This window comes from Pseudomonas sp. NPDC098740 (assembly GCF_044760065.1).
Lineage (GTDB): Bacteria > Pseudomonadota > Gammaproteobacteria > Pseudomonadales > Pseudomonadaceae > Aquipseudomonas > Aquipseudomonas rossensis.
Genome location: NZ_JBIWAM010000006.1, coordinates 124,507 through 146,548, shown reverse-complemented (window position 1 = coordinate 146,548; position 22,042 = coordinate 124,507). Strand labels below are relative to the sequence as shown.

Below are 22,042 nucleotides of genomic sequence, written 5' to 3'. Positions count from 1 at the left end.
AACGACTGCGCCCCATCCACGTACATCTTTACACCCAATAAACCTCTATGCTACACGAGCCTCCTCTTGGATCCTTCTGAGAAGTTATAGACCCCCATGTAAACTCATAAGCCACCACAACTTCATTTTTTTTCTGAGGTTCACCAAGCAGGCTCTTCAGCAAGTCGTCATGTTTTTTCTTGAGTTCTTCGAGGTCATGCCCATTTTCATTCACCAATGCGAAACCGAACATTTTCAGACTATCTTTAAAAAAGTTAAAAGTCACATTAACCTCATGACCTAGAATAAAATGAAGCCTACTGGATCGCAGTACCCAACCATTACCCATATCGATCTCATGATCAAATTTCACTCCCTGATCACTAACGGCAACCGCTGACAAATCTTGCTTAATCAATATGCCATCATCAAGGCAAATGTATCCGTCTTTGAGATTTTGTAATTTTGGCATAGCGCTATCTCTTAAATGGAATTGAATATAACGGCACTAATACATTTTCGAAATTTGGAATAAACATTTGACCGACCCCACCCACCCCGAACTGTGGGCTTGCCAAGGTAGTTCCAGCGCCGACTATTACATCGCCATTAACTTTATAAATAGTCGCACCGCTCTATGCCATTCGGGACAGGTTTATTTAATCACCAACCAAACCTAATGCGGTCTGCGCAAACCAAGCCATTTACAAAATGTTTCGAAAACAAAATCGTAAGCTTGCTCTTCAGTGTCCAGCACCGCAAGCTCAGCCGGGATGTCACGTTCCACGTAGTAAACTTTCCACTTGCCACTCTCTAAAACAACACACACACAGTCGCTGTGACGGATCTCCCCCAAAGAGTAGCTATTACTACTAACGCCTATAGCATGGAGACTAGATGACAATTCTTGCTTTTTCACTTTGAAAGGTCCTTTAAATATCCATTATCTATATACCATTGAACAGAGTTTTCCAGCTGGAACTGCGTCCCCATCCCCGGCTGCCCAAACCATGGTAAGACTTTTGCTTTGGTGACTCCAGGAAGGGATTGGATAACTTCATATTGGAAATACGGTTTACTAATCTCATACGAGGAAGGCAAAGCGCGCTCACCAAACGAAGCTCCTAACGGAGAAAGATATTTACCACCTGGATATCCATAACGGTCAAACAACATCCCAACATCCAACGTCGTATTCGGTATAGGAGAATAACCACCACCATTTGGCGGCCAAATACCAAGAATCTCCTGAAGTTTTCCTTCAGCCTTGCTGAACTGACCAAAATTTGAACTGAGCCGGGCGGCCTGACTATCCGAAATGGCGCTCAAGATTTGCGCGCGGAGAGCATCACCTGTTTCCCATCCAACAACCTCACCCAGCTTCCCAACCCGCCCAGCCGGCAACAGATTAATTGCCATTTGCGCATCATATTTGGCTCGAACCGCCGCGCTAGCAGCCGTGTCGCCTTGCAACTGATACAGATAAGTCAGTATCTCTACGTCATTCTTGTTATCACGGTAGCTGCTCAACAGCGTATCGGGGCTCGCCATCGAGAACAATAGACCGTTTGCGATCTGACTCGTTGTATCCGCAGGCTGGTTCAAAAGGCTACTGCCCAGCGCCCAGAAATTGGTGGCGGCACCAGCCGCAGCATTCCAATACCCTTTCGGCAACCCCGTGATTGAACCAGCAATGAAGTCGCCAACACCGTCACGGAAATTCAAATTCTTGTTATAAAAATCCTGGTTACGATAGTCCTCAGCTGTCGGGAAAAAATTGAAGTTTGGATTCAGATACTCGCCGTTCAGCCGGTTATTCGCATACGCTTCCGGGTGGTTAACGCTGTAATTTTGAAGCAGGCGAGCTGTTTCTACTGGCGTGTAACTCTTTTTGTCAGTGAGCACAGGAAAATCGTTGAGCGTTGCAATGACATCGTAACTATCCGCCAACGGCGCTAATGCAATGCCCAGATGCTTGAGCGTGATGTCATCGGGTACCGACGCTTTGGAGTCAATGACCTTACGCCAATCCGCATCGGTGTAGTACACCAAGGCCCTGGCCAAGCGCGCCTCAGCCTCGGCTTCGCTGATACCTGCGTCCTTGGCCAATGCTTGCGCTTGAGCCTTAAGCAGCGGAATTTCTGCCGGGTGCATCTGACGGTTGAACTGCTCAACATTGGCAGCAATAGCGGCACCGCTCATCTGCGAAACCGAACCACCGCCTCCGGCTGCCGCCCCCAAGCCTGCGGCTATTAAAGTGCCGAACGCATCCCGGCTTGCCAGTCCGATATCATAACCTTTCAGCACTTCGTCCAGTGCCGGCATGATTGCTGCCGACGCGCCTGCGCTAAGGGCACCGTTCACCACCGAGCCACTGGATAAGCCTTGTACGGCACCTGCCAGGCTATGCAACAAGACACGTGCTGAACCACCTTCAGCCCATGCCGCTTGCAGGGTCGTATCCTTGTTACGTATCGCGTCCGCAAGCTGTTGATCGGCGTAATCACCTATTTTTCTGAAGGTATCTGCCGCCGTGGTATTAGCTACAAGGCCGATCGCCGTCGCACCACCCACATTCCCCAAGCCGGCGGCAATCACGCCAGCGGCGATGTCCGCCATAAAGCGTTTGTCGCCGCCCACACCCCAGCTGTTGTAATCATCAAGCGCTGCCTGGCGCTCCTTTTCAGTCGGAGCTGCTTTGGCTCTCTCACCGGCAGCTTGCTGCTGGGCATTGGCTACTTTGCCGATGATGTTTTTGGACAGCGCGACTGTGCTCTGGATTAGATCAATCCGCTCCTGAATCGCTTTTTCATCAGGCTTGTCCAGCGTCTGATTGGCGTTCGCAGTATCGCGATTCAGCCCAACCAGATCATTCGCACCCTCGGCGTTGCGCACGATGATGGTGCCTTCGCTGACAGCACTGCGGGTGCTGCTGTGGTCCGAATCGTTCAGTGACAGCGGAACGCTACCGCCCACACTTGAGCCGGCATTGCTGCCGTAGGAAGCCGAAAAGCCTGCCGACTGGGCGCTGATATCGCTGGTATTTTTGATGTCGCTGACGATCAGACGATCAGTGCTGAGCAGGTTCTTGTCGGCAGACGCCTCACTGGCAATCACCGCACCTTGCAAGGTGGTGTTGTTACCGACGGTGATATCGTAACCGCCCTTGCCGGCGAACAGACCGCTCTGGTCTGTTACAGCCTTGTACTCGCTGTTCATGTTGCCGGCGGCCAGGCTTCCAGACACGGCCACGGGGGCGCCGTAGCAGAACGGAGGAATACAGATGCTGCCACCGAAACCGGCACTGCCCTGCTTGCTCTTCTGGGTCTCGGTGTCCTGGCGCGAGGTGATGGTGAGGTTGCCGTCAATCAACGCGTTGATGCTGTCGGCCCGTACCTGCGCGCCAGCCAGGGTCGTGTCCTGCCCACTGTGAAGGGATAGAGAACCGGTATCCAGGGTCGTGTTGACTTGGGTAACGGAGCTACCGGTCCCCATGCTCTTGGCGATGGACGCTCCCAGGTCGAGGGTGAACCCATTCTGCTCGCCGAGGTTGAAGCTGGCACCTATGGCCGTTTTATTGTTGCTGTTGTTATTGGCCCAGTTGGCGGTGTTTTGCGCGCTTTCCAGGGTGATGTTGTTTTTCGCCAGCAATACGGTGTCGGCGGCTTTCAAGCTGCTGCCAATCACATGAATATCACCCGCTGCTCCCGGCGCACCGCCATCGGCGATGATCAATAAGTTTTTGCCTGCGTTGAGCGTGCTTTGCTTGGCAGTTTGGCTGGTGTACTCGCTGGTGCTTTTGCTGTGGGTATTCGCCAGTTCCGTGCCAATTTTGATCAGGGAGCCGTTGCTGGCAGAGCCCTGTTTTTTTCCATAATCCGAGCCAGCGCCTTCGGCGTCGCCGCCCATACCTCCCAGATCGTTGAACGCCATGGCTGCCTGAGCCAGCTTCACTGCTTTGAGTCGCGGGTCGTCGGCGTTATTGGCCGCTTTTACTGAACTGCGAATTGTATTGACCGTATCGACGATCACGCCGCCAACCACTCGACCTACAGCCAGGCTGCTGGACTTGTCGGTACTGCTCTGGCTCGCGCTTTCCATACCGGCAGCGATGGTCACCTTGGAACCGATCAGGCTCATGTTCTTGGTGCTGACGAGGTCACTGGCGATCACGCTCAGTTCACGGCCACTGGTGAGACTGACGTTCCCCTCGCTGGAGCCAATGGTGCTCCCCGTCAACGTGGTTTGCGCGGACTTGCCGGTATGGTTCTGTCTGCTGACCGACAGGTGCTGGTTGCCAGTGATGTCATCGACGCCAAGGTTATTGCCCGTCAGTACGCCGCTCAGATCACGATTTTTTTCCTTATGGAATTCGTCGCGGGTGAAGGTGTTTTCCGCCGCATTGATGGTCAGGTCGCGACCAGCCTGTACGGTCAGATCCTGGGTGCTGACCAGAGATGAGCCGGTGATCGTGACATCACGCTTGGCCGCCACACTCACGGTGTTACCCGAGATCACGCTACCGACAGCAGTGGTTTGCGTCTCGGAAACCTGATCCTTGACCTTGCTCGACTTCAAGCCCCCCCAACTACTTTTGCTGGAGCTGCTTTCGTGGCGAGCACTGTTCGAATCAGTGACCGCAACGACCTGCATGTCATTACCGGCCACCAGCTGCACACCGCCTTTATCGGCCGCGATCTCGCTGCCCTTTATCAGCATGTCATTGCCGGCCAGCAGGGTACTGTTGCCGCCTGAGGTCACTGCGCTTGCGATGTTGGTGGTGCTGGCCACCTCGTCGAGTCGACTCTTCTTGCCCGAGGAGCTTTTCTTGGTCTTGCTGTAGAAGCTGTAATCGCTGTCCTCTGCACTCTGGAGCGTCAGGTTATTAGCCGCAAACAGATAGGCTTCATCCCCCGCACTCACCCGACTGGCAATCAGGTCCAGATCCTTGCCCGCACTGAGGGCAAGACTGCCCCCCGCATTGACCGTCGTAGACACCTGACTGACATGATCCTCCTGGCTGGTGACCTTCTTGCTCTTGCTGTACGAATGCTGTTCGTCCGCCGCCGAGGCCAGTGTCAGGTCGCCGACAGCGCTCATGCTCACATCGCGTTTGGCGTCGATCTGGCTGGCGATGACCGTCAGGTCACGGCCGGCAGTCACCTTGAGGTCCTGCCCCACATCAACGTCTGAGCCATATTGGGTGATGGTCTGATCACGGTGCAGCCCACGCTCGTCGCTGGCGACCTGCTCAGCGGAAGTGAGGTTGACGTCACGGCCGGCAGTGATCGTGGTATCCGCACCGCTTTTCAGCACGCCGCCGGTGTTGTTGACGTCGCGCCCGGCCTTGATGGTCAGGCTGTTGGCCGCTTCGATGCGGGCGGCGCTGTCGACGAAGTCGGTGCGTTCGTCGCGATAACCGCTGCCGCTTTCGTGGGTGGTGACGGTGCGTTCGTTGATCACGTCGCCACGGGTGGCGGTGAGCGTGACGTCACGACCGGCGATGACGCCACCGGCCTTGTTGGTCAGGTTGTTGCCGGCCAGCAAGTCGAGGCGGTTACCGGCTTCCACCAGGCCGCTGTTGACCAGGTCGTTGGTGGCGGTGGCCGACAGGTTGTTGGCGGCGCGCAAGGTGCCGGCGTTGGCCAGGTACAGCACCGGCACCAGCACTTGTTCACCGTTCACCTCGGCGTTTTCCATCCAGACAATGTCGTGGGTCAGTGCCGCGACTTGCTCGGCGGTCAGGCTGACGCCGAGCGACAGGTTGAGCCCGTCTTGCTGGCGATGGCGTTGTTCATCAGGTATTTGAACAGGCCCTCGTCGGAGGCCATCGATGAAACGTTGGCCGAGGCAAAGCTGAAGATTGCGATTTAGGCTACTCCACCCCAGCAAATGCACTCAAAGCCGCTGAAGGAATGGTCTCTCCAGATACTCTGGTGTAAAAATCAGGAACTGCCTTACCACCTTTTGCACCACTTTACCCCGGCAACAGGGCGCTGTTCCTCGCTAATTCACGCACTAAAAAGCTTCCACAATATCGCGTAAGGCAGCTCATCATCAACAATATCAGGCAAGCGAAAATAATAAACAGCCGATGAACTTTCTAAGCTCTTATGAACAAATGCGCCATCAGACATCACACGATAAGAGGCGTACTCCATAAACTTGTCAGAACCAAGAGAACTAAGAGCATTTTTTATCTGACTATAGGTCCCACCCGCCTCCATTGGAAGCAATTCAGACGGCGGCGGGCGTACAGCCATGTCATCATTTTCAACATCCCTGTAGTAGGCTCTCCGAAATGCAGGCTCACTGCAGGCCCAGTAGAGGGATAGCAAACGAAGTTTTTCCTTTCCCTCATCAAAAAAAGCATCAGCTAAAAAATACTGATCGTCTGATATTTTGTATGCACCATCTTCCATGGCAAGAACGCATTGCTCTCGTACATCGACGGCGTCCCCAACCTTTAACTTGCACAGCGATGACCACTCTTGCATCTTAAATACCTCAAACCTATTGTGGCCATTTGAATATTCGACCTTCGACCCTGCCAGCCTTAAGCGCGTTCTCTGCGGCTATTTTGGCCTGTCCCTCCGGCATATTTTTAACAGAGTTTATGATCTCTGATTGCCAGGCCTGTAACTTTGAATCTGACAAGGAGGTCGGATAGCTTCCGCCAGGAGCACGATATTTGGCGTCCCAGACGATCACAGATCGCGATGATGGATCATACGTAATGTAATCTGCACCTGGTAGTGACGCTTTTCCAGGTCCGGAAATAGGTGTTTGCCCTGACTCAATAGCCTGACTCCAGCCACGAGCCTCCCCAATTGCACCGTTTAACTCAGAATATGGGCTGCGTCCGTTATTAACCTTTGCAAGGACTTCTGGTTCGGCTTGATTTATTACTTTGGGACTCGCCTCCAAAACATTCCTTTCAACCAGCGTACCCGCCTCTGAGTCAGTAAGCGCACTGGTTGCATTTGGATTTTTAGAGACAGTCCCTTTTGCACCACTACCACCCCCCCCCTTCAAAACCCCATTCACCCCTGAACCAGCAATGTTCAGAGCGCCCATCACTATGTTGCCGGCCGCAGCCCACGTGTCGCCATTGTAGGCTTGCACCCCACCGTACACGATCTGAAGCGCTCCGCTTTCGGCAGCAACCAAGCGTATACCCAGCCCCAAGCTACCGCTCATCACATACAGCGCGGGAGTGCCTACATCAGCAAGCGCCTGGTAGTTCTGATTGATGCGCAGCGTGCCAAGGGAGTCGAGATAAAGCTGCTCGTTTTGACTCAGCGGGCGACTCATCTGCTCAACGAGTCCGCCTGGGTACAGTCTATCCAACGAAGCCTGCTTTTCCGCGCTGTAGCTCGCATAGGCGACGGTATCGCTTTGCTTTAACGGCCCACTTCTTGTTAGAGAATCAATTTTTGCCTGCGCCACCTCTGGGCCATAAGCATTTATCAGTGCGTAGGTATATTCCTGCAGATAGTTGTTGAGCTGAACCTTGTCAGCATCGGACATCGTCTCAGGGTGCCGACGATAGCGTTCCATCAGTGCATTTGAGATTTGATCCAGCTTATCCAACGCGACCAGTTTCTGAGCAACGGAAACGCGAGTATCCCTGCCCAACCGCTGTTGCCGAAGTTGATCCAGCAACGTCTGGTCAGCCGGGCTCAGAAAATTGTTTTCTACGGCATTCCTCCCAACCTGAGCTGATGCCACAGCAGATAACGCATCCTTGCCTGTGACTGAACCCGCAATCCCGGCAGCCAATGTGGCCAATGCAGAGATTGTTTGCTTCTGCTCTTGCGTCAGCTCTTCGTTGCTGAGTCCACCATAAAGCTCTTCCCTGATCAGCCGTGCGGTTCCCTCGGCGACGACTGCGCCAGCCGCCCCCGCTAACGCCGAATTACCACCTGCTCTGGCGATCACTGCGCCCAAAACCGCATGGGCCATTAAATTGGCTGTTCCGTCCCCATCCGTCATGTCCTTGACCGTTTGCGCCAGATAAGGCGCAGCAGCGCCCGCCAGAGCACCGCCGATATTTCCGCCAATCAGCCCTTGAACGATGGCCGTCACCGCTTGGTTGGCTTTCTGGAAACTGCTGCCGACGCCGTAATCATTCTGAACTTGTTTGGCGACTTGCTCGTTACTCGGATCGACTACCCCGTTGTCGAGCAGTTTCTGACGTGCTGCTTTTGAAGTTTCGCTATCGGGATCGTTAGCTTCTTTGATTTTTGCCGCAGTAATTGCGTCGCCGACACCTTTGACCAGTTCCATGGAACTTCTTACAAGCTCCATGCGTTCTTCCATGGCTTTTTGGTCAGGTTTATCAAGCGTATCGTTGGCATTTGCGGTATCGCGGTTCAGCCCGACCAGATCATTTGCGCCCTCGGTGTTGCGCACAATGATCGTGCCTTCGCTGACCGCACTGCGGGTTTTGCTGTGATCAGACTCTTCCAGCGCAATACCAGACAAACCGCCCACTGATGCACTTGCTGCTCCGCCACCATAGCTGCCAGAGACGCTCACTCCAGCAGATTGGCTGTTGATCTCGCTGACATTCTTGATGTCACTGACGATCAACCGGTCGGTGATAAGCAGGTTCTTGTCGGCAGAGGCTTGGCTCGCAATAACCGCGCCTTGTAGTGTGGTGTTTTTGCCAACATCAAGGCTGTAACCACCCGTACCGGCAAATAGACCACTCTGATCGGTAACCTGCTTGTATTCACTGCTCATATTGCCCGCGGCAAGGCTTGCAGATGCCGTCGCCGTTGAACCGTAGCAGAAGGGAGGAATACAAATGCTGGCGCCGAAACCGCCGCTGCCTTGCTTGTTTTTCTGTGTCTCGCTGTCTTGACGAGAAATAATATTTAAGTTGCCATCGATCAACGCCTGGATACTGTCAGCACGCACCTGAGCACCAGCCAGGGTGGTGTCGTTGCCGCTACGCAGCAACAGCGATCCAGTGTCCAGCGTACTGTTGACCTGGGTGACTGAACTCCCAGTCCCCATGCTTTTGGCAATCTGCGCTCCGAGGTCCAGGGTGAAGCCATTTTGTTGACCGATATTGAAACTGGCGCCAATGCTGGTTTTGTTGTTGGTATTGTTGTTGGTCCAGTCTGCGGTGTTCCGCGCACTCTCAAGGGTGATGTCGTTCTTTGCTAGCAACAGGGTATTCGCCGCCTTCAGGCTACTACCCACAACATGAATATCACCAAGGGTTCCTGCTGCGTTGCCTGCAGAGGTGATGGTGAGGTCTTTACCGGCGTTGAGCGTGCTTTGTTTGGCGGTCTGGCTGGTGTACTCGCTGGTACTTTTGCTATGAGTGTTGGCGAGTTCTGTACCAATTTTTATCAACGAACCGTTGCTGGCAGTTCCACCTTGTTTGTCTTTGAAACCCGAACTCTCTCCGGCAGTCTGGGATGCCATTCCATTGAGGTTGTAGGCCGCCAGCGCTGCCTGAGCCAACTTCACTGCCTTGAGTCGAGGGTCGTCGGCATCGTTGGCCGCTTTAACCGCCGCTCGAATGCTATTGGCAGTATCGACGACAGCCCCCCCGATTACTCGCCCAACAGCGAGACTGCTGGATTTGTCGGTGCTGCTCTGACTCGCGCTTTCCATGCCTGCGGCAATGGTCACGTTCGAGCCATTAAGGGTCATGTTTTGAGTACTGACCAGATCACTGGCAATGACCCCAAGATTGCGTCCCGCAGACAGACTGACGTTCCCTGCACTGGAGCCAATTGTGCTACCGGTCAACGTGGTTTGGGATGACTTGCCGGTATGGTTCTGACTGCTGACCGACAGGTGCTGGTTGCCTGTAATGTCATCGACGCCAAGGTTATTGGCCGTCAGTACACCCGTCAGGTCACGGTTCTTTTCCTTGTGCAGTTCGTTACGGGTGAATGTATTTTCCGCTGCATTAATGGTCAGATCGCGTCCCGCTGCAACCTTAAGGTCTTGGGTGCTGACTAATGACGACCCAGTCACCGTTACATCACGACGAGCAGCGACATCCACAGTATTGCCCGAGATCACGCTTCCGACAGCAGTGGTTTGCGTCTCAGAAAGCTGATCCTTGACCTTGCTCGACTTCAAGCCGCCCCAACTACTTTTGCTTGAGCTGCTTTCGTGGCGGGCGCTGTTCGAATCAGTGACCGCAACGACCTGCATGTCATTGCCGGCCACCAGTTGCACACCGCCTTTATCGGCCGCGATCTCGCTGCCTTTTATCAGCATGTCTTTACCGGCCAGCAGCGTACTGTTGCCGCCGGAGGTCACTGCGCTTGCAATGTTGGTGGTGCTGGCCACTTCATCGAGTCGACTCTTCTTGCCCGATGAGCTTTTCTTGGTCTTGCTGTAGAAGCTGTAATCGCTGTCCTCTGCACTCTGGAGCGTCAGGTTATTAGCCGCAAACAGATAGGCTTCATCCCCCGCACTCACCCGACTGGCAATCAAATCCAGATCCTTACCCGCACTCAACGCCACATTGCCGCCCGCCGTGACGTTGGTGGACACCTGGCTTACATGATCCCGCTGACTGGTGACTTTCTTGCTCTTGGAGAACGAGTGACTCTCATCCGCCGCAGACGCCAGGGTGAGGTTTTGCCCGGCGTCCATGCTGAGGTTGCGCTTGGCTTCAATCTGGCTGGCGATGGCGGTCAGGTCGCGACCGGCCCTGACGCTGAGGTCTTGGCCGGTGGTGATTTCGCTGCCGTGTTGGGTGATGGTTTCGCGCAGGAAGCGGCTGCGGGTTTCACTGTTTTGCTCTTCCACTGCGACGAGGTTGGCATCGCGGCCTGCGTTGATGGTGGTGTCGCGTTTGGCTTGCAGTACGCCACCGGTGTTGTTGAGGTCGCGCCCGGCGTTGAGGGTCAGGTCGTTGGCAGCTTCGATGCGCGCGGCGCTGTCGAGGAAGTCGTGACGGTCCTTCAGATCGCCGCTGGCGCTCTGGTGCGAGGTGACGGTGCGTTCGTTGATCAGGTCGCCACGCAGGGTGGTCAGGCTGACGTCGCGACCGGCGATGATGCCGCCGGTCTTGTTCACCAGGTTGTTGCCGGCCAGCAGGTCAAGACGATTGCCGGCCTCGATCAGACCGCTGTTGACCAGGTCGTTGCCCGCCGAGGCCGACAGATTGTTGCTGGCGCGCAAGGTGCCGGCATTGATCAGGTCTTTGCCGGCAATCAGGGACACGTCCTTGCCGGCGATCAGGGCGCCGTTGGAGGCCAGGCGTTGGTTGGCATTGGCCAGGTAAAGCACGGGCACCAGTACTTTTTCGCCGTTGACCTCATGCTCTTCGAGCCAGACGATATCGTGGGTCAGCGCGGCCACTTGTTGCGAAGTCAGGGTGACACCCACCGCCAGGTCCAGCTGCTGCTTGCTGACGATGGCGTTGTTCATCAGGTATTTGAACAAGCCTTCGTCGGAGGTCTGGCCATTGATGAATCGCTGGCCGGTACGGGCCACCACCGCTTGCTGGACCAAGCGTTGTTCATAGAGGCCATCGCCCAGTCGTTTGGCGCTCTTGTCCAGATCGTAGCCGAGGTTGGACAGCAGGTAATCCGAGCTCATGAATTGCTTGAGGTCGGTGAGCACCGGGTTGGTTTCGATCAGGTACTTGTGCGGATTGGACGGGGGGATTGCCGACGGCAACCCCTGAACCCGGGCAATAGTCTGGTTCTGTGAGCCAAGGCTGGTACGGTTAGCCAATGGCAGGTTGGCGCTGGCGCCGTCCGCCGGGATCGTCGTGACAAAGCTCGGTAAGCTGACATCGACGCCGACACTCTGCCGGGCAATGGCGTCCAGCTGACGCTCGCTGGCGGCCACCGCGGCCACGTCACCTACTTGAATGACGCGCCCCTGGCTGACCGGCAGTTGTTGCGTGTGCTGCGCCAGGCTCAGGCTGGCGCTGCCCATGGTCCAGCTTTGCGGTGCAACGTTGGCCTGGGTCGGCGCGGTAGCGCTCGCACCCTGGCCACTGAGCCGGAACATGCCGTTTTGCCCGGCAGGCAAGTTGAAGCCCGGCAACGTCAACGGGTTGACCTGTTGCTGCGCCAAATCTGGCGGTAGCTGGGAGTTGATGTAGATAGGGGTCGAATACTGGCTGCCGACGCTGGTGTCGCCGGTTTTCTTGCCGCCACCGACGTACGCGTAGTAGCCGCGCACCACGCTGTTGTTGATGTTTTGCGAGGCGGTGAGCTGGACGGCAGCACCGGACTGAATGATTGCGTCGTAGGTCAGGCCGCTGCCCGGCAGGTCATGGCTCTTGACCGAGATCGTGCCGCCTGTCATCAGTTTGTTGAAGGCGGCCATGTCCGCCTCAAAGGTGGCGGAAACTTTTCCTTTGTTATTGGCGTTGAATTTGGCGACGGCCTTTTTCGCACCCTTGAACTCGTAAACGTGGTTGTACTTGATGGAGATCGTTTCCAGGTCCTTGGACTCGACCCCCAGGTTTTCGATGCTCGCAGCATTGATCGCCAGGTCACCCGAGGCGGCAATGGAACTGCTCTGGTTACTCAACTGTTGGGCACCGATGTTCAGTCGACCGCCGCTCATGATGCTCGATGCATCACTGCTTTCACTTACGATCAGTCGATCACGTTCAGTGACCTGCCAGACCGCATTGCGTCGCCCGCCGCTGCTCTTGACATGGCATTTGCCAAACGGCGCGCAAGGGATTTCATGAATTTCGGCAAAGTACTTCTCATGGCCTGAAACGGTCAGGATGTCCCGCACGTTTTTGACCGTCATGGCCCGAATGGTAAGGTCGCCGACGCTTTCAATCGAACCCGAACGGTTCTCCAGCAGGCTCGATTGCGCTTGCCCGGCATTCGCCGCAATCAACAAGCGGCCCATGCTGTAGACCTCGGCGTAGCGGTTGTTGAAGGTGTTGGCCAACAACTGCATGTCACCGCCGCTGGAAATCAGGCTGTGTTCGGTGGCGCTGATCCCGGCGTTGAGCAAGTCCCCGGTTGTTAGAGTCATGCCCTGGCCGCTGGCGAGGGTCCCGCGGTTGCTGATACTGCCCGCGTCGATCATCAGCGCGCCGCGTGAGCTCAGACGGCCGAAGTTGTTCAGTTGCCCGCCGACGTTGATGCGCGTATCGCCGCCGCCCGCCAGGCTGGCTGCACTTGGCAGGTTCAATTGCGCCGCACCCAGGGTGAGATCGCCCTGGCTGCTAAGGCGCCCGTTGCCTCCGTAAACCCCGGTCAGTTGCAGGTTCAAGCTGCCGTCACTGGCAATCAGGCCATCGTTGGTCCAGTTACCGCCGCTACCTTCAAGACGCTCGGAGGTCAGCAACTGACCGCTGGCGCTCTGGTAGAAGTTGTTGACGTTGACCTTCAAGCGCCCGGCCTGGATGACGCTACTGTTGGACCATGAGTCCGCGTTCAGTGTCATGCCGCCGCGGGTGACGAGGGTGCCGCCGGCACCGAGGATGTTGGCGGTGGTCATGTCGAACTCACCGGTGCCGGAATGCAACACGCTACCGCCGACGTTCTGAAAGCCACCAACGGCCAGGCTCAGGTCGGTGTTGACCACCTCGAGTCGACCATTGCGGTTGTCGAACAGGCCGCCGATCTGGAACGCGGTTTTGCCCGCGCCGCCGGTGGCGCGCACTTGGCCATTGCGGTTATCGAGACTGCTGGCGCGAACCGCGAGATTGCTGTCGCTTTCGATGATGCCTTGCTGGTTGTTGAGGGCGGCGTTGAGGCTCAAATCAATCAGTTGGCCGCCTATCTGACCGGCCGTGTTATCCAGCCCGTTAGCGTTGATGCGTATCTGGCCGCCGGACAAAAGTGCGCCGTTGCGGTTGTTCAAGTCAGCGGTGTGGACGGAGGCATCGGCAGTGCGCGCAGCGATGCGGCCGCCGTTGTTGTCCAGTCCGGCCAAGGCTCGCAGCGTCAGGCGCTGGGCTTCGATCATCCCGCCCTGACGGTTGTTGTTCAGGTCATAACCGTTGCGCAGCACGCCGGAGACCTTGGCCTCCAGCGCACCCTTGATGCTCGACAACGCGCCACCGCGGTTGTCCAGGTTGGTGGCGCTGAGCATCAGGTCTTCGTCTTGGACGATGATCTTGCCGCTCTGATTATCGACGTCGCCGAGAATCTCCAGATTCAAGGCTTTCTGGCTTTGGATCGCGCCCTTGGCGTTATCGAGGCTGGCGGCCTTGAGGCTCAGGCCAGCGTCACGGCTGTAGATCAGACCGCCATTGCTGTTGCGCGCCGCGCCCGCGAGCGTCAGCGTCGTTTGCTCATTGGCGGCGACGGTGCCGTGATCGCGGTTGTCCAGGCTGTCCGCGGTCAGGGTCAGCAGGCGCTGGCTCATCAGCTTGCCGCCACGGTTGTCGATCTGCGCCGCGTGCTTGAGCAGCAGCGCCCCATTGCTGTTAAGAACCCCCTGAACGTTGCTTAGGTTGCCCAGCAAATCGAGGTTGATAGCGCCCTTGCCCGAGAGCGTGCCAGCGCTATTGTCCAGGCTGCCCGCGGTGATATCCAGGTCTTGCAGTGCGCTGATTTTGCCGGCGTGATTGTTAAGGTTGGCAGCGTGCACGTTGAGGGTGCCATCGCTGTCGATCTGCCCGCCGTCGGCGTTGTTCAGGTCACCGGCGATGTTCAGTTGCTGACTGCCGAGGCTGGAGACCACCCCGCCGTTGCTGTTGTCCAGGCTGGCGGCGGTGAGCTTGAGGGTGCCATTGCTGACCAGCGCCCCGGCATTGCTGTTGAGCGCGGTGCCTTTGAGGTCGACGTTCAGGTCGCCGTACTTGCTCGAGAGCGTACCGTGGTTGCGGTTATCCAGGCTGGTCGCTTCGACCCCCAGGCCTTGCAAGCCTGAAATCAGACCGTTCTGGTTGATCAACTGGGCAACCGTGAGGCCGAGTCGGGCGTCGCTGAGTAGCTTGCCGCCGCTGTTGTCCACGTTGCGTGCGAGCAACGCGAACCCCTGCCGGCTGGACAGTTCGCCGTTCTGGTTTTTCAGATCGCGCAACTGGTTGATGGTCAGCGGGCCTTGGGCCGTCAACCGGCCCTGGCGGTTGTCCAGATCGCCACCGGCCAGGTTCAACGTCAGGGCGCTATCACCCAGCAAACGTCCACCAACCTGGGTGAGTGCATTCAGGTTCAGGGTCATGTCGCCGTTGGCCGAGACTTCACCCGAGGCGCTCGAGTCCAACGAGGTCGCGTTGAGATTCAACGTGCCCTTGCTGTTGATCAGGCCAACGGCGCTGTTGTCCAACGCCATCGCCGACAGGGTAACGGCGGTGCCGCCCAACAGGCTGCCGCCACGATTGTTCAGGTCCGCACTGCGGATGTTCAGCCCGTCGATGGCCTGGATAAGTCCTTGGTTCTGGTTGACCAGGGTCCCGTGCACCGCGAGCTCAAGATCGCCGCGGCTGGTGAGGTTACCCGCGGTGTTGTCCAGGCTGGCAGCGCTGACCTTCAGGGCAGCGGCCGCGATCTGGCCTTTGATCGACGTCAGGGTATTGCGGATGTGCAGCGTCAACGCCTGGTTGCCGAGCAGTTTGCCGCCATCGTTGTTCAGTCGATTGGCGACCACATGAAAGGCTTCGTCGCTGGAAATTTCTCCGTTCCGGTTATCGACGCCGTCGAGGTGAGTGAGCAGCAGTTGACCCGGCGCGTGGATGAAACCGCCCTGGTTGTTCAGTTGCCCGTGATTCAGGTCCAGGCTCAGGGACTGGTTGCTGAACAGCTTGCCGTCTTGCTGATCAAGCCCGCTGACACTCGCAGTCAGGGCCTTTTCGCTGGCGATTCGGCCTTGATGATTGGTCAACTGCGCCGTGCGCAAGTCCAGGGTATCGCCGCTGTCGAGGCTGCCGTTCTGGCTGTTATCGAAATCGCCGGTATGAACCTGCGCCACGCCTTTGGCGCTGATCACCCCGTGCTCACGGTTGTCGAGGCTGGCGCTACGCAGCACGAGAGCCGCATCAGTCACCACCTTGCCGCCAACGTTGGTGAGGGCACCCTTGGCGCTGAGATCCAGGGCTTCGGCACTGGTGAGCGCGCCACCGCTGTTATCGATGGCATCCGCCTTGAGGTTGAGCTCGCGCTGGCTGTTGATCTTGCCCTGCTGATTGCGCAGGTCACCCGACAGATCGAGGCTCAGGTGCTGTTGACTCTTGAGCTGGCCGTTGCGGTTGTCCAGATGCTGGCCAGTGAGCGCCAGGCCCGAGAGGCTATTCAATAAGCCACCGTTGGTGTTCAGGACCTCACCAACATTCAAGCGCAGATCGCTCGCCTCGATCAGGCCTGCGTCGCTGTTGTTCAGGTGCGAACCGTCAACGGTGAGGGTGCCGGTCTGGCTGGAGAGTTCGCCACCTCGGTTATCGATGGCGTCGATTTTGAGTGTCAGCGCTTTTGTCGCGCCTACCAGTCCGTCCTGACGGTTATCAAGGGTCGAACCGGTGAGATCCAGGGCGCCGGTGGCGATCATCTGACCGTTTTGATTGTCCAGTGTGTTGACCGTCGCGCGCACATCCAGCTTACCGGTGATGTGCCCTGCACGGTTATCGAGACTGCCGGCCGCCAGCAGTAATTCACCATCAGCCGCGACAGTGCCGCGCTGGTTATCAAAGCCGTTGACCACGTTCAGATCAAGGGCGCCGCGGCTGCTGATCAACCCGTCGGTGTTGCTCAGTCGTTCTCCGTGACTGTCGAGGATGCTGGCAGAAATCAGTCCTTTGGCATCATTCAACAACTGTGCGACACGCAGACTCAGGCGTTGCTCGCTGATCAGTTTGGCGCCGGTGTTATCGAGGCTTTGCGCAGCCAGTGTGAAGGCCTGGGCGCTGGAGATTTCGCCCTTCTGGTTGTTGACGTCCTTGAGGTTGTTGAGCACCAACGGGCCCGTGGCATGGACGTACCCGCCCTGATTGTTCAACTGCCCGTGGTTCAGGTCCAGGCGCAGGCCGGCCTTGCTGAACAGCTCCCCGCCTTGCTGACTGAGGCCGGTGACGCTGGCGGTAAGGTTGCCCTCGCTGCTGATGGTTGCGCCATCGCTGTTGCGCACCTCGGTGGCGGTGAGCTCCAGGGTGTCCCCACTGATCAGCCGTCCACCCTGATGGTTATCTAAGCGGGTGGTGGTGACGCGGGTGGCGGCCTTGCCGGACAACAGCCCCTTCTGGCTGTTATCGAGGCTGCCCGTGGCCAGTGTCAGGGCTTTGTCCGAGGTGACCGTGCCGCCCTGGTTCAACAGCACACCCTTGCTGGTGATAGAGACGTTATCGGCGCTGCTCAACTTCGCGGCGCTGTTGTCGATCTGACCGGCCTGGAGCGTCAGGGAGCGGTCGCTGCGGATCAGTCCCCGAGTGTTGTCGAGTGCCTCGTCGAGCTTGATGTTCAGCGTCTCGCGGCTGTCGATCACCCCGTCGGTGTTGTCCAGATGAGTACCGGTAATGCGGCTGGTGCTGCGGCCCTGGATCAGGCCGGTGGTCTGGTTGATCAGGTGGCCGACTTTCAGCACCAGATCGCCACCAGCCAGCAATCGCCCACCGTCGCTGTTGTTGAGGTGCTCCGCGTTGAGGGTCAGCCCCAAGGTGCTGGACAGTTTGCCGGCGCGATTGTCGATCTGCTGAACATCGATTTTCAGCGCTTTTGTCGCAGCGACCAGACCGTCCTGGCGGTTATCGAAGGTGGCGCCGGTCAGGCTCAGGTTGCCCTGGGCGACCAGTGCGCCGCCTTGTTGTTGCAACAGACCGATGATAGCGGTGAGGTCGCTCTGGCTGGAGATCCGCCCCGCCGTGTTTTGCACTTCATCGGCTTTGAGGGTGACCGGGCCCACGGCACTCAGCAGGCCCCCGCTATTGTCCAGGCGAGTACCGTCATAGGCGATGCCGGCCTTGCCGCTGATCAAGCCCTTGTCGCGGTTATCCAGTTGGCCAATCTGCAGTTTCAGATGCTTGTCGGCCTGGGTCACTCCGCCGCGATTATCGGCTGAGTCGCTGCTGACGGTCAGCGTGTCTTTGCCGGTGACTTTGCCCCCGCGATTATCGAGGCTGCCGGTGCGTACATCGATTGCGCCTTTGGCGGTGATTTCGCCCTTGTTCCGGTTATCCAGCAAACCGCCGATGCGCGCGGTGAGGCTACCGCCGCTGACCACCACGCCTTCGTCACGGTTGTCGAGGCTGGCGGCTTTAAGGTCCAGCGCCTTGCCCGTGCCCAGCACACCATCGCGGTTATCCAGCGCGCCGCTGAGGTCGATGTTCAAGCCAAGGTCACCCAGGACCTGGCCGTTGCGGTTGTTCAGTGTGATCGCGTTGAGCCGGGTGATGCTGGTACTGGAAATCTCGCCGTTGCTGTTGTTCAGCTGACCGATAGCGCCCGTCAAATTGCCCGTGCTGTTGATCACGCCTTTGGCGTTGAGCACCTGATTGGCCGCGATGTTCAGCGCGCCCGTGCTCAACACCCGTCCATTGTTTTGGTTATCCACCGTCCCGGCGGTGATGTTGGTGCTTTGCCCGCTCAGCGTGCCGCCCTGGTTGCTCAAGGTCTGTGCGGTATTCACCGTCAGATTACGGCTGGCCACCACGCTTTTTCCGGTGTTGTTGAGGCTCTGCGCGGTCAGGCTCACATCGCCGCTGGCGTTGCGGCTGCCGTCGGTGTTGACCCCGGCTTCGAGGATGCCGTTGTTGGTCAACTGCCCGCCAGCGCTCAGGGTGATGCTATCGCGGGCGGCGAGGGTTTGCTGGTTGCTCAGGTTGCCTTGGGTTTGTACGTTTAGCGCCGTGCCCGCATAGACCGGACCGCGTGCATCGAGACTGGCAGCTTTGACATTGACCGCGCCGTTAGTCGCCGAGGTGTCGACCAGACTCAAGTGGCCGTTGGCATCGAGCTGAATATCGCCACCGCTGGCGATCAGTTTGCCGTCGAGTTTCACCCCGACACCCGACTCGGTGCCGACCAGTTTGATCGCCCCGGCGTACATCCCGCCCAGCGCCGACGAGTCGATGGCCAATTGCGGTTTGGCACTGCCGTCATCGGCGCGAGCGGTGGCATTGAGGCTCTGCGCATTGACATCGTTGCGACCGGCGACAATCGTCAGGTTCTTCGCCTGAATCTCGGCATTGATCTTCGCGCTGCGGGTGATGATTTCGAAGCGGTCGACGTTGCTGGCGTTCAGCCGGGAGCCGTCGATGGAGACGCTGCCCTGATCGACCTGGAAGCGGTCCAGTCGACCGTTGTCCAGCACCGGTTTACCGGTGGTGAGGGTCACGCGCGGAGTGTTGATGAAACCGCAACCGTTGCAACTGATGCCATACGGGTTGGCGACGATCACTCGCGCCGACTGTCCCGCCACTTCGGTGTAACCGCGCAACTGGCTCGGGCTGCCGCCGACCACTTCGTTGAGGATGGTTTGCGCCGCGATCCGGTTGGTCAGGTTGGGGTTGCCGACGATGATGCCGCCCAGTTGTGTCGCACCGGTCTGCGCGGCGACGTTGTTGAGGATCACACCCTGGGTGCCGACGTTGTAATCGTGGAACTGGTTATGCGACAGCCCGGTGCCATTCGGCGTGGCGATATTGACGATCGGTACCCCGTTGCCCGCCTGACCGAGACTGGTGCCCGGCGTGGCCACAACGATCCCCTCGGCCTGGGCCCACATTGGTTGCCAGAACATCACGTTGGCCAACAGGAACGCCAACCCGCGCTTGGGCATACCCCAGAAGTGTTCACGGTTTTTTACGGCAGCAGCGGGTTGGCCGGCCAGAAAGGCCAGTTGGCGAACGTCCATGATCGAATCTCGTTTAAAGCAGAATTTAGAGGAAGAAATCCACGCGGAAATAGATCGGCGCTTCGCGCTCGGTCAGGGTGTCCGGACGTTCCAGGGAATGGGCAAAGGTCACGCTGGCGGCCAGGTGCTGCCCCCGGGCGAACAGCTCCACGGAGTTGCTGGACATGCGCCCGTGCTGATCGCCGTTGTAGCGATCGCCGCGAATCACGCCCTGGTCGTAGCCGAGGCTGGTGCCGTATTCGGCGAACGCCGGGCGGAGCCATTCCAGGGTCACCGGACGGCTCCAGCGCAGGTCGTTGCGCCAGTAGCCGCCGCTGTCGCCGGACAAGGATTGATCCTTGTAACCGCGGATCGACGACTGCCCACCGAGGCTGGTGCGCTGCGGGCTGAACAGCACGTCTTCACTGCGCTGGCCGGTCATCAGGCTGCTGAAACTGAACGACTCTCCCCACACCTTGAACGGTTGCAGGTAGCTCGCAGTCGCGGTGTATTTGCGGTAGCGAGCGTTCGGTTCGCCGGGACCTGGATCGCCATTACCCTGAGCATCAAATGCGCCGATGCCTTCCTGCATGCCGAGGTCAATGTTGACGAACGCGCTGCCGACTCGCCGACCGTGGTTGATGCCGAACTGCGCTTCACTGATGCGGTTGCTGCTCAGCTTGAGCTTGCTGTCTTCGATGAAGTTGTTGGTGCGCAGGTAAGAGAGACCGGTGCTGAGGGATGTCTTGCTCACAGCATCGCGATGGATCACCCGCTCGGCGCGCAGCTGATGGTTTTCGCTGTCACCGGTCTGCTTGAAATTGAAACCATTGGCTTGAGCCTGCGAGCGGTACTCACTCTGGCTGTAGGTGTAGTTGAAGTTCCACCAGCCCCACGGCACGCTGTAATTGAGCATCGCGTTGTTGGAGGTGTGCTGGTGATCGCTCAAAGCGTCGTGGCCACCACGCAGCATCAATTGATCGGCCAGGCCCAGCGGGCTGTCCCAATCTAACGTCGTGCCCCACTGCTGCTCGCCGGTGCTGCGCTGGCCGTCGTTGCTGCGGGACAACCCGGCACGCCAAGGCTTTTGCGGGGTGTTCTTGACCAACACCTCACTGCCACCGACGTTCTTGCCCGGCGCCAACTCCATCTGCGCCTGGTTCGATGTCAAACGGTTGAGCTGATCGACCAGTTGCTCGATTTCCCGCAGGTTGACCAACTCGCCAGTCTTGCCGGGAAAAGCCATGCCCAGCTCGCGGTCCGACAGCTTGCTGCCCTCCGCGCCTTTCAAGCCTTCGAGCTTGCCTTCGACCACCAGCACCTTTAGATGCCCGCCGGACAAATCCTGCTGCGGCAAGTAGGCACGACTGGTGACCAGGCCTTTTTCGATGTAGTGGTCGGTGATGACTTTCAGCAGTTCGTTGAGCTGGGTAACACCCAGGCATTGGCCGATGTACGGCTTGAGCAGACGATTTTTCTCGCTCTCGGAGAGACTGTCCGCGCCCTTGAGTTCGATGTCTTTGATCGGAAAACAACGGGTATCAGCGGGTGCCGTCGGTGCGGCAGGCTTGGCTTCCTTGCCGGGTAATTCCTTGAGCTCTTCGAGACGCCGACGCTGCTCTTCGAGCAGGCGATCCTGGCGTTCGCGGATGAGGTCGGTTTCACCGGGGGTGGGGGCTGCGTGAGCAAGATTCAGCGGAGAAAGGCACAGCAAAGCCAGGCACAACCTCGCCACGAGGGCGGGTGGGTACATGTTCGATCCCTCGAAATGGAGACTGATAGCACAATAGTGGCGCGATATTAGATGGCCACTATTCTGGCGTCAATGAATGGTTGGATCCAGCGAGCGTAATTGACGAGCGGAAACACCTAAACCGGACGGTTCCGGCGCAACAGCGGGAAATGTCTTGAAGTGATGTCGAAAGCGTCTGGAAGAGGTAGGACGTTTCCGAGCACCGTCACGGGGGGGCTGATCACGAGTGAACTTTCACAACCTCGCGGCCTCAACCGATTAACCGCCCGACACGGAACCGAGGCCCACCCCAATGAAAACCCTGCTGAAACTCACCCTCGCCGCCACCCTCGCCTGCGCCCTCCCCGCTTGGGCCTGCACACCCGAGGAAGCCACCGCCAAGCGCGAACAATTGGCCAAGGAAGTGACCAAGCTCACCGAGCAAAATCCGGCCAAGGCCAAGGAGATCAACGCCGAGTTACAGAAGATGGACCTGGGGACGGCGAGCAAGGATTTGCCGGACAAGTGCCAGTTGATCGATCAGCGATTGAAGGAGCTGGGATCGGCGGAGAAAAAAGCCGAGGGTTGATCCATCTA

6 protein-coding genes are annotated in these 22,042 nt (G+C 57.8%); 1 reads left to right on the top strand and 5 read right to left on the bottom strand.

The features are described 5' to 3' along the window. Nucleotides 1-28: 28 nt before the first annotated feature. The 5 genes from ACIQU2_RS09830 to ACIQU2_RS09810 all read right to left on the bottom strand — a co-directional run bounded on the left by ACIQU2_RS09830 (nt 29) and on the right by ACIQU2_RS09810 (nt 21,466). A complete protein-coding gene (locus ACIQU2_RS09830) occupies nt 29-451 on the bottom strand; it encodes a hypothetical protein (protein ID WP_403140240.1) in 423 nt (140 codons plus the stop codon). Nucleotides 452-894: 443 nt separating this feature from the next. Beyond that, entirely contained in the window at nt 895-5,679 is a 4,785-nt protein-coding gene (locus tag ACIQU2_RS09825) for a hemagglutinin repeat-containing protein (RefSeq protein WP_403140239.1), read from the bottom strand. 311 nt (nt 5,680-5,990) lie between these two features. Beyond that, entirely contained in the window at nt 5,991-6,476 is a 486-nt protein-coding gene (locus tag ACIQU2_RS09820; RefSeq protein WP_403140237.1) for a hypothetical protein, read from the bottom strand. 16 nt (nt 6,477-6,492) lie between these two features. Beyond that, complete coding sequence (locus ACIQU2_RS09815; RefSeq protein WP_403140235.1) at nt 6,493-19,734, bottom strand: hemagglutinin repeat-containing protein; 13,242 nt, start codon at nt 19,732-19,734, stop codon at nt 6,493-6,495. A gap of 25 nt (nt 19,735-19,759) precedes the next feature. After that, nucleotides 19,760-21,466: a ShlB/FhaC/HecB family hemolysin secretion/activation protein gene (locus ACIQU2_RS09810; RefSeq protein ID WP_403140232.1), complete on the bottom strand. Its 1,707-nt coding sequence runs from the start codon at nt 21,464-21,466 to the stop codon at nt 19,760-19,762. Between the two features lie 292 nt (nt 21,467-21,758). Between ACIQU2_RS09810 and ACIQU2_RS09805 the strand changes: the two genes are divergently transcribed. Beyond that, entirely contained in the window at nt 21,759-22,034 is a 276-nt protein-coding gene (locus ACIQU2_RS09805) for a hypothetical protein (protein WP_403140231.1), read from the top strand. Nucleotides 22,035-22,042 lie beyond the last annotated feature (8 nt).